This is a genomic window from Amycolatopsis sp. NPDC088138 (genome assembly GCF_044741685.1).
Classification (GTDB): Bacteria; Actinomycetota; Actinomycetes; order Mycobacteriales; family Pseudonocardiaceae; genus Amycolatopsis.
The window spans coordinates 1319475-1334236 of the sequence record NZ_JBIUTB010000002.1 but is presented as its reverse complement, the minus strand read 5'-3'; the positions used below and the strand labels follow the sequence as shown (position 1 = coordinate 1334236).

Here is a 14762-nt window from a genome sequence, read left to right as displayed (position 1 = left end):
TGATCACGAGGATCTTGCCGGTGGGCTTTGATCATGGGTGGGACCGGCGTGGGGCCGAATGAGACCGCGCTTGTCGACCGTTGTTCTTGGCCTTCTTGTTGCGGGCGTGGCGTTCTTTGCCTCGCCCGCGTTGTTTCCCGCTCCCCCGGCTGCGCAACGAGGCCGCCGCATCGCGAGCCGCCGCCAGCACCAAAGCCGCCGTTGCCTCGGCGGCCTGATGGGCCAGGCAAGGCAGCACGCTGGTGTAGGTGTCCGCAGTGAGCACGATGCTGGAATGCCCGAGCATCGCCTGCACCACCTTCAAGTCGTTCCCCGCCGCCAGCGACAGGCTCGCCGCGCCGTGCCGCAGGTCGTGCAACCTGATCGGCGGCAACCCCGCCTGCGCGACTAAACGTCTGAAGGTGTGCGTCACATACCCCGGGCTTAACGGCCCGCCATACCCGTTGGTGAACAGGAACCCGACCGGCTCCCCGCTCTGCTCGCGCCGCTCTGACCGAAGCGCCCGCAGCGCAGCCACCAAGCCATGATCCAGCGCCAAAGTGCGGACGCTCGTCTCGGTCTTCGGCGGACACACCACCGTCCGGCCGCCCCGGTCCTGAACCTGATGCGACACCTGCACCACCCCGGCGTCGAGGTCCAGATCGCACCAGCGCAGCCCGGTCGCCTCACCGCGCCGCAACCCGAGCAACGCGACCGCCAGATACAGCACATACATCGGATGACCACGCGCCTGCTCCAAGAACTCGGCCGTCTGCCGAGCCGTCCACACCGCCACCGGCGGACGCTCCCCCGTCGCCCGCCAATGCGCCACCCGCGCATCAGTCCACACCACCGCGCGTGGCCGCCGCCCCGACGGCAACTCCACCAGATGCGCCGGGTTCCGCTCGATCAACCCCACCCGGATTGCGCCATTCAGCGCCGCGTGCAGCGTCCCGCGGATCCGCACGAACGTAGCCGGCGACAGCGGCCGCTCCCGTGTCGCGTTCGCCCGGGCCAACGCCACGAACATCGCCTGCACCCGCGCCACCGTCAACGACCGCAACGGCACACTCCCCAGATACGACTTCAGATAGTCATTCACATGCTGGGTGTACAAGCGGCGGGTGTTGAAGCTCAGGGTCTGCCGCATCTCCAGCCAGATGTCCAACCACTGCCCTACCGTCACCGCGGTCCGCCCCGGAACGACATCAGCCCCGAGTAGGTACGCCCGCGCCTGCTCTGCGGCCGCACGGGACCGGAAGCCGCCACGACGTACCCGATGCCGCCGGCCGTCCCGGCCGCACGGTAGCTCCAGCGAGAAGTACCAACTCCCATGCCCCCGCTCAGTCAACCGCGGACACAGGGCACCTGGCTCGCCGCCGGCTTCTCCTCGCGCCTTGCAGCCGCACCGCTTGTAGACCGCTGCTCGTCCCATCACGACCTCCTTGTCGACCAGCTCAGCGTGCGCCCCCGCGGCCTCGACCACCACAGGCTGCCCGCGGGGATAGCCTGGATGAATGACCCGCGCCCAGGGACGCAGCCGCAGAGTCAAGGTGACCGTCGAAGCGATCATCGACATCACCGACGAGCACACACTCGAACAGGCCGCCATCGCCGACATCGAAACAGCCCAGTTCTCCGTCTCCGAGGGCAGCGACCTCAGCGTCGCGCAGGTCCGACAGGACGAGCAGGACCACATCCGCGGCGACGCGGTCGCCGCCGTGCAATGGCTCGTCGACGCAGGCGGCATACTCGATGATCGTCCCGGGGTCGAGTTCGTCGAAGCCACTGAATCCGTGGTCGAGATCGACGAACTCGGCGTACATCTGTCGGCCTGGCCTCAGTTCGCCGCACTCTTCCCCCTGTGCACCTGCGGCGCGGACGACTGCAACCGATGTGGCGGCTTCCAATTGACACCACGAACGGCAGCAGCCCTGTGGACCGCAGCCGGGGTCCTCACGGATCAGGCCTACGACGATGTCCTCGAACACGGCGACGAGCCCGTGGACGACACGGGCGATTGGGCAGTGTTCGACGAGTTCCCGCGGATCACCTGGCGACAGAACGCCGTCTGGCGACGGCAAGCCGCACGTTCCTTCGACGACCTCAGCGACGACCTCGCCGCCGGCCACTGGCCCCAACCACGGTGCCCAGCCGAGGAGATGGCCCTGCACCTCATCCTGCGCTCCGCGGAAGTCGCCGTCGGCGACGACTGGGCTGGCTTCGCCGAACGCTACGCAGACCTGCCCGAGCACGACGACGACCACGACTGGGAGATGCTCACCGAAACACTGTTCCAAGACCTCGACATACTCGCGCTCTTCAGCAAACAACTCGACGGCATCGAAGACCCAGACGCCGACCAAAACCGAGAACTCGGCATCGGCGACTACCGACCGCAAGCCTGGTTCGAACGGTTCCTCGACTTGGACCCACGAGACCCCCGACGCCCCTTCCGTCGCTAATCGAGATCAACAACCGGGACGCCGAACCTCGTGGGTGTCCCCAAGCAGCTTCGGCACGCTGTCCGAGTCGGACAGGCACTCGGCGGCGTCGTCATCGCCGACTGCCGAGGCAACGCCAAGCCGAGCGTCCCGCAGGTAAGGTCGCTACGCAGGCAGATGAAGCGTCATCGAACGGCTGCTCCACTCGCTCGGCTCGAACCAGAAACCCTCCGGATTACTGGTTCGAGTCGACGTCAGTCGATCTAACTGAGATGTTTGCAATCGCTCATGCCGTCAGTCGACGTCAGTCAACTCGTTCGACCTGCAATTTCACCCTTAAATCGGCCCTAGTTCGACAGCTAGATGCGCACGGGCACCCTACAGGTCAGCGCACGGCCCCACCGGCAAGGCGAGACCCGCCATACGCGGTCGCGTCCTCGTTGCCCTGGACTCACCTGCCGCGTTGCGAGGCGGGCGGGCTGCCAGCCGCAGCCCGTGCACGTGACCCTTGAAACACGGACGCCGCTAGGCTCGACTGTCTGTTCAAGTGCTCTATGGAGGCGGGTGAGTGGACGACGTGGTGGCCGGGGAGCCTCGTCAGCTGGTGTTCGTGCATGGCATCGGCGGGCTCCGCGATGCCGTGACGGAACGCGACACGTGGCTGGCTGCGCTTGCACGCAGCGCCGACTTAGCCGCGTTTGAGACCCGCTTCGTCGACTACAGCTCTGAGTTCACGGTACGTGAAGCGCAGGGTCAGGACGAGATCGAGAATGACCTGCTGCTGGAGCTCGTCGACGAACTGGTCGCCGAGCTGTCCGAGGACGCGGACTCCGTCTCTTCTCGGGTGCTCGCAGACGCGCGGATGCAGCTCTCCGCCGTCGCTGAACAGGGTCCTGGTCGGGCGGTGCGGACGCTGGCCAACGTGCTGACAACTGTGCTCGCGCTGCCCGGGCTGCGCAGGGCCGGACAGTGGGCCAGCGGCCGTGCGTTACTCGGACATGTCGCCCAGGTGTCCCGTTATCTGCAGCGAGACGGTCTCGACTTGCGAATTCGTAACCGAGTACGCGAGGCACTGGCACACGGACCCTCGGTCGTCGTAGCCCACTCCCTCGGTTCGGTCGTCGCGTTCGAGGCGCTGCACGAGCACGCCGGACCTGTCCCTCTGCTGGTGACGCTCGGCTCTCCGCTCGCGATGAGCACAGTCGTGTGGCACCGGCTTACGCCGAGGCCACCGGGGACGCCGGCGTGCGTGGCCCGCTGGCTGAACTACTGGGATCGCGACGACATCGTGGTCGCCCGTCCCCGGCTCAACCGACGTTTCCTGCCCAACGAACTTGGCGTAGTCCCGGAGTCGACACGTGTCGATTCGACGGGGATATGGACCCACACGGCCACGAAGTACCTCGCACAGCCGCAAATTGCAATCGCAATCGCGGACGCGCTGAGATGAACCGGGTCAGCTTGGTGGTGGCCACACAGAACAAGGCCGCCGGTCATCTTGATTCCCTCGAGCCAGCCGCAGCCGACCTGCGCGCGCGACTCGCCGACCCTGAGATCGGCGCCTGCGCCCCGATCGACGCACGTCCCAGCACGAAAGGGGAGATCGAGCAGGCGGTGAGCATCGCGATCGAGACCGCGGGCACGCGCCGAGCGGTACTCGTGTTGGCGTTTCTCGGCCACGGGTTCACCACCGACCAGGACAGCCACCTTTACTACGTGGCCGCAGACAGCCGTGTCGCCAGCCCGGCCAGCGGAGTGGACGTTGCCAGGCTGGTCACCGAAGCCGCAGGCGAACCAGGCATTGCCGGAGTCATCCTGCTGATCGACACCTGCCATGCCGCGGGCGGCGTGCCGGAGGTGCACCGCGTCGCGGGTGGCGCGGGTGGCGGCCGTACCCAGGTGGCTGTGTTGTTCGCATCGACAGCGGACCAGGCCGCCTACGGCATGCAGTTCACCACGGCGCTCAACTCGGTGCTCCGCGACGGAATCGCGGGCGTCGGTCCCTGGCTGCACCTAGGCCACGACCTGGTCACTCGGCTGCGCGACGGGACCGTTGGCCAAAACGCCGGCAGCCTCAACTACGACGCCGATCCGTACGCGATGGGTGAATTGTGGCTCGCGCGCAACGTGGCCCACCGAGCCGGAGAAGTGTCCGACGTCGTCGGCCTGACCGGGCAGAGTCAGCTACGTGCCGCGGTATCGGCGTGGCGGCCGGACGACAAATTCCCGGAACGCTGGAGCGAGTCTGCGCTCAACGAGCTCGCTGACTATCTCGCTGATGCCTCGGCACCTGTCGAGCAGATGGTTTTGCAGCGTGTCGCGACAATTCTCGAATGCGTTCGCACTGCGGCCGCGCTAACCAACATCGCAGGGTCGCGGCTGACAACAGAGCATCTGCGCTCCGCCGCACGCATCTCCGAAATCGAGTTGAACCGTACGTTATCCGGTACCGCGTTGTTGCGTGATCTTCTCGAACGTGCCGCGTTGCGACACGCCAGGATCCGTAGGCATCGGCTGGAGCCGGTCGTCCGATTCGTCGCCGCCCTCGCACTGGCCGTCGGCATCGACGCCAGCGACCCCGGCCTGCGCGCCTGGGCCGCCGAGCGACAAGTGACCACCGAACTAAACGACGCGTTCGCCGTGCAGGCCGCGACCCGCCAGGCCGCGGACACACGGCTGGTCGTGAGCCTCGCCAACGCGCTCACCGGCTGGCCCGAGCAGGTCGAGGCGTGGCTGCGGCGAGGACAGCAACTGCCGAAGCACCACCGGGAGGCGTGCGAGCGGCCCGACCGCCCCGGTGTTGAAGCAGCGATCGGCGCGGTGATCCGCTGGGCACGCAGCACGCTAACCGGCACGGAGACGCTTGAGCACATCGACGTGGTCGCGCCAGCGCACCTGCTCGCGTCGTGGTATCCGGAAGAGGCAGACATCGGCGCTCACCTGCTTGGGGTGCACCACCTGGTGACGCCGAGGTGGAGCGGGCGGCTGAGGCCGGCACCTGCAAACGGCGACATCAACCACGCCGCTCGCACAATCCTCACGCGGATGGCAGCCGCCGAGCGCACCCCGGTCGACTGGATCACGGCCGCCGAACTCGCCGACCCGGACGCTCTCAAGCGGCGCCTCAAAACCGGCGGATTCGGTGGCGCGATCGGCGTCAACCACGTACCGGACGACCTGCCCGACGTGCTCGATCTGCTGCTGCCGCACTCGCCGGTGCTGCTCTGGCCGCGCCAGGGCAGCCAGGGCGCGACCCTCCCCGCCACAGCCAACCAGCGCTGGCACACCTGGCCGGGCGGCCTGCTGCTGGCCTACCGGCATCGGCTGAGCGACGGCACCACCGACCCCGAGTCGTGTCTGCGCACCGCGTGGCACGACGAACAGTGGCTGGAGTTCTGCCACTGGTTCGAGACCCGCACCTTCGGCCCACTCGAGGAGAAACCGTGACCTGGACGCCGTACTACCGTGGCGACGGTGTGGCTCGTGACGTGACCATCGCCGCGCCGCCGCCGTGGCGGAGGTTCCCCCGCGAGCCTCAGCACGAGCGCTTCCGGCCGCCGCTCGGCCTCATCGAGGCTGTGAACGCCGCAGTACACCTACGCAGGCCCCTGCTGATCACCGGCCCCGCGGGATTCGGCAAGTCGACCGTGGTCGACCAAGTCGCGCACGAGCTGAAGCTGGGCGACGTGCTGCGCTGGCACGTCACGTCTCGCAGCACGCTGCGCGACGCGCTCTACCGCTATGACGCGCTGGCCCGCATCCACGCGCACAACATCGACGACATTGCTGACGACATCGGTCCGTTCCTGCAACTTGGGCCGCTCGGCACGGCGCTGGTTCCGACGGACCAGCCGCGCGCGCTCCTGATCGATGAGATCGACAAGAGCGAGCTGGACCTGCCGAGCGACCTGCTGGACGTCTTGGAGCGTGGTGAATTCGAGATCCCTGAACTCACCCGATACCACACCAGCTCGGTCGCGGTACGGGGCTGGGAGAGCAGAAACACCCACAACATCGCCGATGGCGTTGTTCGGTGCACGAACTTCCCATTCATCGTGATGACCAGCAACGGCGAGCGCGACTTCCCCCCTGCCTTCTTGCGCCGCTGCGTCCGCTTCACCATGCCCGCCCCGACCCCCGGCGAGCTGACTCGCATCGTGCGAGCCCATCTCGGCGACGCAGCCGACAGTGCGACAGACATGATCGAAACCTTCGCCGAGCGAGTCGCGAGCGGTGAGCTCCTGGCGATCGATCAACTCCTTAACGCCGTCCTCGTGCTCAGCGGCGACCACCTTCCCGACCCCGGAGAACGGGAGCGCCTGGCAAGCCTCCTTCTGCGACAGCTCTCGCGTGCCTGACCACCTGGACCGGCTCGCTACCGCAATTGCTGCGGTAGCGGGAGATGTGGACGCCAGAACACTGGCGGACGCAGTCTGGCTTGCAGCGGCCGCCTCACCACCGAGCCAGAACACTCCCGAGCCCGTCGACGCCCCGCAACCACGGCAAGAACAGCACGACGTGCCATCGCTCGACAGCACAGCACATCTGAAGTCGACGACGATCGCCACGACGGCGACGCCCGCGCCGCTATCCGAACGGCATGAATCCGGTACGCCGATGCGTGGCAAGCCCGTGCGAGTGCCGGTTCCGCCGCCGCTGCCGCAGGCCGCTGCGATCGCCCGGGCGCTGCGCCCGTTCACCCGGCCGTGGCGGCAGGGCACCGCGACCCAACTCGACATCGACGCCACCGTCGACCGCTACGCCGAGCACCGTGTACTCACCCCGGTCCTGCGCACGGCTCCCGAGCGCTGGTTCGACGTCGCAGTAGTCGTCGACGACGCACCGACGATGGCCGTCTGGCACGACACGATCGCGGAGTTCGTCCGCATGCTCGCCCGAACGGGATTCTTCCGCGCGGTGCATCGCTGGTCCCTGACCGACGCCGTCGTGAAGGACCACCTCGGCAGAGCCGTTCCCCTTGCCGACGCCGCCGCTATGGCCCGGGTACCGCACGCCCGCCGCCTCATACTGATCGTCTCCGATTTCGCGAGCGCCGCCTGGCGGGAGCCAGCGCCATGGAAGCTGGTCACGGCCTGGGCGCGCGCAACTCCTGCAGCGCTCGTCAACCCGCTACCCGTCCGCTTTTGGGCGCACTCCGGCATGGACCTCCCAGCCGTCCGCGCCAAAGCAGTCGGTCCCCCTGGCCCCACGTCAGCGTTGAGCTTCCGAGTGCCGCTCCGCGCTCGCCTAGCCGGCGACTCATGGCTGCCGGTGCCCGCGCTTCCCATAACTCCCGCCGCAGTGGATCGCTGGGCCCGCACCATCATCCGCACTGACCCCGACGGTTGCGACGCCTTACTTGTGCCCGCCCATCGGGCCGCACCGCCCCCGGCCTCCGCAGGGCCCAGCCTCGCCGCAGAGGCATTTCTGCACACGGCGGCTGCCCCCGCTGCTCGTCTTGCCCTTCTATCCGCGTCGTTCGAACACTTCAGCCTGTCCCTCCTGCGGCTGCTGCATGCCAACGCAGTCCCCGAGGCCGAACCGGCCGACCTGGCTGAACTTCTGATCAGCGGCCTCGCCACCATCGACGACCCACGCGCCGCCAACCCGGTGCTGACCTACCACCCAGCCGCGCGCGATTATCTCCTCGACCACGTCACCACCGACGACTTATGGACTGCCCATCACGCGCTGACGTCATTCATCGCCGCCCACCCCGACGTGACCCAGTCCATGCTGGCGCTGGCCCACACACCGACCGGCCAGGAAGCACTTCCTGCAGAACTACGCCCCTTCGCCGCGGCCACTACGGACACCCTCCGCCTGCTGGGCGTCCTTTCAAACCAACCCACTGCCCCATCGGACACCACAGCCTTAACCGCGCCGGGCAATCACGCCCATCCGGCGGAGCGGCGCGACGAGGCGGTGGACGTGACCAAACAAGCCCTCACCCGGTATCGCATCCTGAACCAGCGGGTTCCCGGCTACCTGCCCGACCTCGCCGGCGCGCTAAGCGACCACAACGTCCAATCCGGCGATGCGAGGCGACGTGACAAAGCGGAGGACCTGCTCGAAGAAGCTGTCGTCCGCTATCGGATTCTGAACCAGCAGATTCCCGGCTACCTGCCCTACCTCGCTGGCGCGCTAAGCGACCTCGGCGTCCGCTACAGCACAGTGGGCCGGCGTAACGAAGCGATGGCCCTGCTCGAAGAAGCAGTCACCCGATATCGGATTCTGGCGAAGCAGAACCCGGGCCACCTACCTGACCTCGCGATGGCGATGAACAACCTCGGGATCTGCTATGGCGCGGCAGGGCGGCTTGACGAGGCAGTCGAGCTGACAGAGCAGGCCCTCACCCAGTACCGGGACCTGGCAGTGCAAAACCCAGACCACCTGCCTAACCTCGCGATGACTTACAGCAATCTCGGCAATCGTCTCAGCGCAGTGGGGCGGCGTGACGAGGCAGTGAAGTCAACCGAAGCAGCTGTAGCCCGATATCGGGTTCTTGCGGAGCAGAACCCGGGTTACCTACCTAACCTCGCGATCGCGATGAGCAACCTCAGCGTCCGCTACGGCGAGGTGAGGCAACGTCACGAGGCAGTAGACCTGACCGAACAAGCCCTCATACAGTATCGAATTCTGGCCCAGCAGGATCCCGGCTACCTGCCCGACCTCGCCGGCGCGCTAAGCGCTCTCAGCGTCCATTACGGCACGGTGGAGCGGCGTGACCAGGCGGTGGCTGCGATTGACGAGGCTGTCGACACCTACCGCAAGCTGGTCAAGCAGCGTCCCGACGCCTACGCGCCCGACCTCGCGACGAGCCTCACACATTTTGCGGCCTGCCTCAGTGCACTGCAACGTCCTACTGAAGGCCTGACCGCGATCGATGAGGCCGTCGTCGCCTACCGCCAGTTGGTCAAGCAGCGTGCCGACGCCTACCTGCCCGACCTCGCGATGAACCTCAACAACCGCGCGCACCTGCTCAACCTCCTCGGCCACCACACGGAAGGCCTGGTCGCAATCGATGAGGCCATCAACATCTACCGCCGGCTAGTCCAGCAGCGTCCCGACGCCTACCTGGCCAACCTCGCGACGAGCCTCAACAACCGCGCGCACCTGCTCAACCTCCTCGGCCACCACACGGAAGGCCTAACTACGGCCGACGAGGCTGCCGAGATCCTTCGGCAGCTGGACCAGCAAAATGCCGCCTCGACCTATGACATCGCCGTCTCCTTCGCTGCCGAGCAGCGTGACTACGTCGACCAGTTCGTCGAGGCCTGCAAGGCACGAGGCATCTCCGTCTTTTACGACCGCGATCTCACCGACGAGTGGCGGGGGAAGGATTTCATCCACGAGCTGGGCAAAGTCAACGGCAAGACCGTCCGCTACTTCATGCCTTTCATCTCAAATGAATACCTGACCCAACCGATCTCGCGAGACGGGTTGCGAGCTGCGATGAGGGCCGCGTTCAACCAGGGGGACGGCTATGTGCTACCTGTCCTCTTGGGGCGCGTCGAGGTGCCGACCGACCTATTGAGCCCGGCTATTGCCTACGTGAACGCGGAAGATTACACACCGGAGCAATTGGCGGACGTCGCGGCACAGCGCATCAGAGTGAGCGGCCAGCAGTCGACCCGCGACGTCGGCAAGATTGCGAAGGAAGCATTCCAGTTCCGCATGCCACACGTCGCACCGCAGAACTTCAGCTCTTCCCGAGAACTCGACATCACCTACGACTACTTGGCCGATCAGCTGCAAGGTGCTGTGCACCAACTCGAGTCTGTCGGCTTTATCGCCACCGTGCACCAAGGAGCGTCAAAGATCACCGTCCGCATCGAACACCAGAGCCGACCGGTCTACGGACTCGACATACATAAGAGCAGCTCATTCGGAGACAACAGCCTCAACTTCGTCATCGGAACCCGACGTACAGGATCAGGCGGCAACTCGAGCAACGGATACGCCACACCATACTTCGATCTTGAAGCACAGATTCCGAAGCTTAAAATGATGGACTTCTCCGTCTTCAGCAGCATAGGTAGCAGCGATCGCACATATACAAAGGAGGAGTTCTTCACAGCACTATGGGACCGCATCGTCGAACAACTGCAGAGGTGAGCAACATGCGCAGCGCAGCGTGCGTCGGCCCCACGTTCCGGTATTTGGCAGCAAATTTCCGACTGCTCCAGCCATCGACTCGGCGCCGCAGCCACGCAGCGTGGAGTTCGCACACCCGAGAAGCCAATTTCACAGCGACAAAAACCTTGCTTCGACGCCACCGACGTAGCGGCGCCCGCCGCTCGGATAGCTTTAAGGACAGCTATACATAGTCACGCATAAGAGTCATTATGCGCGCACACGGGTCAACGTTACCTCTCACTGGAGGCGACTGCCCATGTTCGACCACCCCGGCCGGCCAGCTGTTCACAACTACCGGATGCCACGCGCGGCGAATTTCGGACATCGCCGATCCGCCGTTGATTGACACGCTCACAGTAAACACCGCCGGCCGGAAATCGAGATCAACTGAAAACTCACCAACGTCCTTTTGCGGATGCCAAACCGCCTCGGCCGCCGTGTTTCAAAGACACTCGGTCGACGACGTAGCAAATTACAATCTGATTGCAATCATCGAAATGCACGTAACAATCCAGCGGCCGCATGCGACGTCAAGCCGTGATGGTCAACCAAACCAGATGCAAGGGGTAGCCGCAATGTCGAATGTCGTGCAGTACTCGATAGATGATCAGACTGTAGTACGGTTCGAGATCGAGCCGCCGCCGGGATTTCGTCCGGCTGGCGCCGAGGAGATCGCCGGCCGGATCCGGGAGGCAGTCTCCCCCGCCGTGGATGCCGCCCGGGTGGTGCTAGATCGCGTGCGCCAAGTCCGTCCGGACGAGGTGAAACTGAAGTTCGGCATCAAGGTGGGCGGCGGCGCGACCTGGCTGGTAGCCAAGACGTCAGTTGAGGGGAACTTCGAAGTTGAGATGATCTGGCGGCCGAGCGCGGTGGAGGAGCCCCCCGTGGAGCCTGCCACCGCACAGCCCGCAGCGGAAGGGTAGTCACGGACATGAGCAGCGGCCCCGCATCGCCGTCATGGTCATGGATCGCGGCTGTGCACGTGTCCCCAGAGGACTCAACGCCGGTCGGGACCGGACTGGTACTGGACGAGCGCAGGATTCTGACCGCCGCACACGTAACCCGTGCAGGCGGACGGCCACGAGCAGATCTGTGGGTTGCATTTCCATTTGCAGGACTAGACGGGGTACTTACTCGCGTTCGCGTGCGACTGGTCCGCCACGCGGTTGCCGACCAAGCGGATCTCGCGATCCTAGACTTGGAGTGCCCTGTGCCTGCCGGCGTCGTCCCAGCGCGATTGCGATGTCCCCCTCCAGACGCACTGGAAGGTTTGCGGTGGCGCGGATTCGGATTTCCGGACGGAGATTGGAAAGGCAACGACGCGCGGGGGGTATTCGGGCCGAGTCTGGCTTACGGATGGGTGCGACTGGACACCACCTCTCGCTACCCGGTTGACCAAGGCTTTAGCGGAGGGGGCCTGTGGTGCCCGGACTACGACGCGGTAGTTGCTGTCGTCGGTGAAGCCAACGCCCGCGGCGACGGGCAGGCACTGACACTGCTTCTTGCCGACCAGTTCCTACCCGAGGACAAGATCGTCTTGCTGGCTGGTTGGAGCGTGCGTTCAAGTGGTGAAATCGCACAGCAGGCGTGGGGCTGGAGATGGACGCTGGCGAGTGATAAGGAAGCAGACCGACACTGGCGCCCCAGGTCGAGGGGCGTTATGTCCGTCGCTGAGCGCGGCCACCGATTCCGCGGCCGCACCACCGCACTGCAGCAGATCGTGAGTTGGTTGGTCCGACCTGCCAGCGACCGTCCGGTCCAGATCGTCACCGGGTCGCCGGGAGCAGGAAAATCTGCAGTACTAGGCAGAATCGTGGTAACTGCAGACGGCGAGGCTGAAGATCTGGCGCCCGAAATGGCCGTAGAGGAGAGCGTGCAAGCTCCGGTTGGATCGGTGGCGTGCGCGGTGCATGTCAAGGGAAAGACAGCATTGGAGGTCGCACAAGAAATAGCACGTTCTGCTTCTGCTCGGTTGCCGCAGGAAGCAGCCGAGCTCCCCGCCATCCTGGCAGCGGTGCTGGCCGGACGGGCCAGTCCTTTCACGCTGGTCCTGGACGCACTGGATGAAGCCAGCGATCCAGACCAGGCCCGCATAATTGTTCGGGACGTGCTGCTGCCGCTCGTGGCCGGACGCGGCCACGCGAACGCACAAATCCTGGTTGGCACGCGTCGCTTCGACGCGGACGGGGACCTACTCCGGGTCTTTGGTTCGCGCGTTTTGGTGATCGACCTAGACAGCGCCACGTACTTTGACGTGGACGACCTGGCCGCGTACGCGCAAGCTACTCTTCAGTTATTAGGCTCAGAACGCTTCGACAACCCGTATCAGTCAGACGACGTCGCCGAGCCAGTCGCGCGACGTATCGCGGTGTTGGCCGAGCAAAACTTCCTGGTCGCCGGGCTGGTAGCGCGAACGCACGGCTTGTACGACAGCTACCCCATCGCCGTAGACGAACTGCAGTTCACGCCCAGCGTCCAAGACGCCCTATTTGAATTTCTGCGACACCTACCGCAAATCGATGGAGTGTCCCCAGTAGATCTTCTAACCGGGCTGGCCTACATCGACGCACCGGGTGTGCCTATCAGTTTGTGGCGCGTGGCCGTGCATGCATTACTCGGCCACGCCCCGACACATGACCAGTTGCGAGAGTTTGCTAGCACTTCGGCGGCGAACTTTCTGGTGGAGGCCACCCATTCCAACGACCCGGTATACCGATTGTTTCATCAGGCTCTCAACGAGACTCTTGCTGATCGGTCGTCACCGATCGAGGATCAGGCTGCGATCGCGCGAGCGTTCATCAGCTACGGGCGAGAGCTGGGCTGGCATTCTGCTCCAGCGTACTTGCGAAGAATGCTCCCGTCCCTGGCCCAGCGCTCCGGCTTGGTCGACGAGCTGCTAACTGACGTCGACTTCACTTTGCACGCGGACCTGCGCCGGCTCATCCATGCCTCATCGACTGCCAGCGAGCGAGCCAGGAGCATTGTAAGCCTGCTACACCGTACGCCTGCTGCGATTGACGCCGATCCCGGTAATCGACTCGCCTTGTTCTCGGTAACCGAGGCACTGGACGCGCTCGATACCGGGTATCGCAGACACCCTGGCCCGGCTCCGTATCGGGCCCAGTGGGCGAAGGTTGCGCCTCGGGCCGAACGTTCCATCCTGACTGCCCACGCCACTGAGGTGGTTGGAGTGTGCGCGGTGCAAGTGGACGGCCAAAACCTGCTCGCCTCTGCCAGCAACGACCACACCGTGCGACTATGGGATCCGACCACAGGCGAGGAGATCCGTCAGTTCGCAGGCCACACCAACCGGGTGCGCGCGGTATGCGCTGTGCAGGTGGACGGCCAAAACCTGCTCGCCTCTGCCAGCAACGATCACACTGTGCGACTATGGGATCCGACCACAGGTAGGGAAATCCGCCAACTGGCCGGCCACGCTAATGAGGTGGTTGGGGTGTGCGCTGTGCAGGTCGACGGCCGAGAATTGATTACCTCCGCCAGCAGCGATCACACGGTACGACTTTGGGACCCGAACACAGGAGAAAATATCCGAACGCTTACAGGCCATACAAACATAGTGCTCGGAGTGTGCGCGGTGCAGGTGGACGGCCGGGACCTGCTCGCCTCTACCAGCGACGATCACACAGTACGACTGTGGGATCCAACTACAGGCGCGGAGGTTCGCAAACTCACCGGCCACCTCGGCCGGATGTTTGGGGTATGTGCGGTGCGAGTGGATGGTTGTGATCTGCTCGCCTCCGCCAGCGACAAGCGCACGATTCGACTATGGGATCCCACCACGGGCAAGACAATACGGCAGCTTACCGGCCACACGAATTGGGTGGTTGAGGTTTGCGCGGTGCAGGTGGATGGTCGTAATCTGCTCGCCTCCGCCAGCGACGATCGCACGGTGCGGCTATGGGATCCCGCCACAGGCGAGGAAATCCGCCGACTATCCGGCCACACCAACCGGGTACGCGACGTGTGCGCAGTGCGAGTTGACGGCCGCGACCTGATTGCCTCCGCTAGCGAAGATCGCACGGTGCGACTATGGGATCCGGATATTGGTGCAGAGGTTCGCAAGTTCACCGGCCACACCAACCGTGTGCGTGGAGTGTGTGCAGTGCGGGTCGATGGTCGCGATCTACTCACCTCCGCCAGCAACGACCAGACTGTGCGGCTATGGGACCCGGCCACAGG

General features: G+C 65.1%; 8 protein-coding genes. 7 read left to right on the top strand and 1 reads right to left on the bottom strand.

Annotation, left to right across the window (positions count from 1 at the left end; translation table 11 throughout):
* Positions 1-31 precede the first annotated feature (31 nt).
* Positions 32-1414 (bottom strand): tyrosine-type recombinase/integrase, encoded by a 1383-nt coding sequence (locus tag ACIOD2_RS13855; protein ID WP_400538044.1) that lies wholly within the window; start codon positions 1412-1414, stop codon positions 32-34.
* 82 nt (positions 1415-1496) lie between these two features.
* Between ACIOD2_RS13855 and ACIOD2_RS13850 the strand changes: the two genes are divergently transcribed.
* The 7 genes from ACIOD2_RS13850 to ACIOD2_RS13820 form a co-directional block, all read left to right on the top strand.
* Positions 1497-2444, top strand: a complete 948-nt coding sequence (locus tag ACIOD2_RS13850) for a hypothetical protein (protein WP_400538064.1) — start codon at positions 1497-1499, stop codon at positions 2442-2444.
* Positions 2445-2991: 547 nt separating this feature from the next.
* Positions 2992-3873 (top strand): hypothetical protein, encoded by an 882-nt coding sequence (locus ACIOD2_RS13845; protein ID WP_400537555.1) that lies wholly within the window; start codon positions 2992-2994, stop codon positions 3871-3873.
* Positions 3870-5870: a hypothetical protein gene (locus ACIOD2_RS13840; RefSeq protein WP_400537553.1), complete on the top strand. Its 2001-nt coding sequence runs from the start codon at positions 3870-3872 to the stop codon at positions 5868-5870. Before ACIOD2_RS13845 ends, ACIOD2_RS13840 begins: the two co-directional genes overlap by 4 nt.
* Positions 5867-6781, top strand: a complete 915-nt coding sequence (locus ACIOD2_RS13835) for an AAA family ATPase (protein ID WP_400537551.1) — start codon at positions 5867-5869, stop codon at positions 6779-6781. Before ACIOD2_RS13840 ends, ACIOD2_RS13835 begins: the two co-directional genes overlap by 4 nt.
* Positions 6774-10541 carry an SAV_2336 N-terminal domain-related protein gene (locus tag ACIOD2_RS13830; RefSeq protein WP_400537549.1) on the top strand — a complete coding sequence of 1256 codons (3768 nt, stop codon included), beginning with the start codon at positions 6774-6776 and terminating at the stop codon, positions 10539-10541. Before ACIOD2_RS13835 ends, ACIOD2_RS13830 begins: the two co-directional genes overlap by 8 nt.
* A gap of 359 nt (positions 10542-10900) precedes the next feature.
* A complete protein-coding gene (locus ACIOD2_RS13825) occupies positions 10901-11485 on the top strand; it encodes a CU044_2847 family protein (protein ID WP_400537547.1) in 585 nt (194 codons plus the stop codon).
* 437 nt (positions 11486-11922) lie between these two features.
* Positions 11923-14762 (top strand): NACHT and WD repeat domain-containing protein (locus tag ACIOD2_RS13820; protein WP_400537545.1); only part of this gene is annotated, 2840 nt, incomplete at its 3' end.

Coding starts and splice junctions, on each gene's coding strand:
- ACIOD2_RS13855 (WP_400538044.1), bottom strand. CDS start 1,414: ATGGGACGAGCAGCGGTCTACAAGCGGTGCGGCTGCAAGGCGCGAGGA.
- ACIOD2_RS13850 (WP_400538064.1), top strand. CDS start 1,497: ATGACCCGCGCCCAGGGACGCAGCCGCAGAGTCAAGGTGACCGTCGAA.
- ACIOD2_RS13840 (WP_400537553.1), top strand. CDS start 3,870: ATGAACCGGGTCAGCTTGGTGGTGGCCACACAGAACAAGGCCGCCGGT.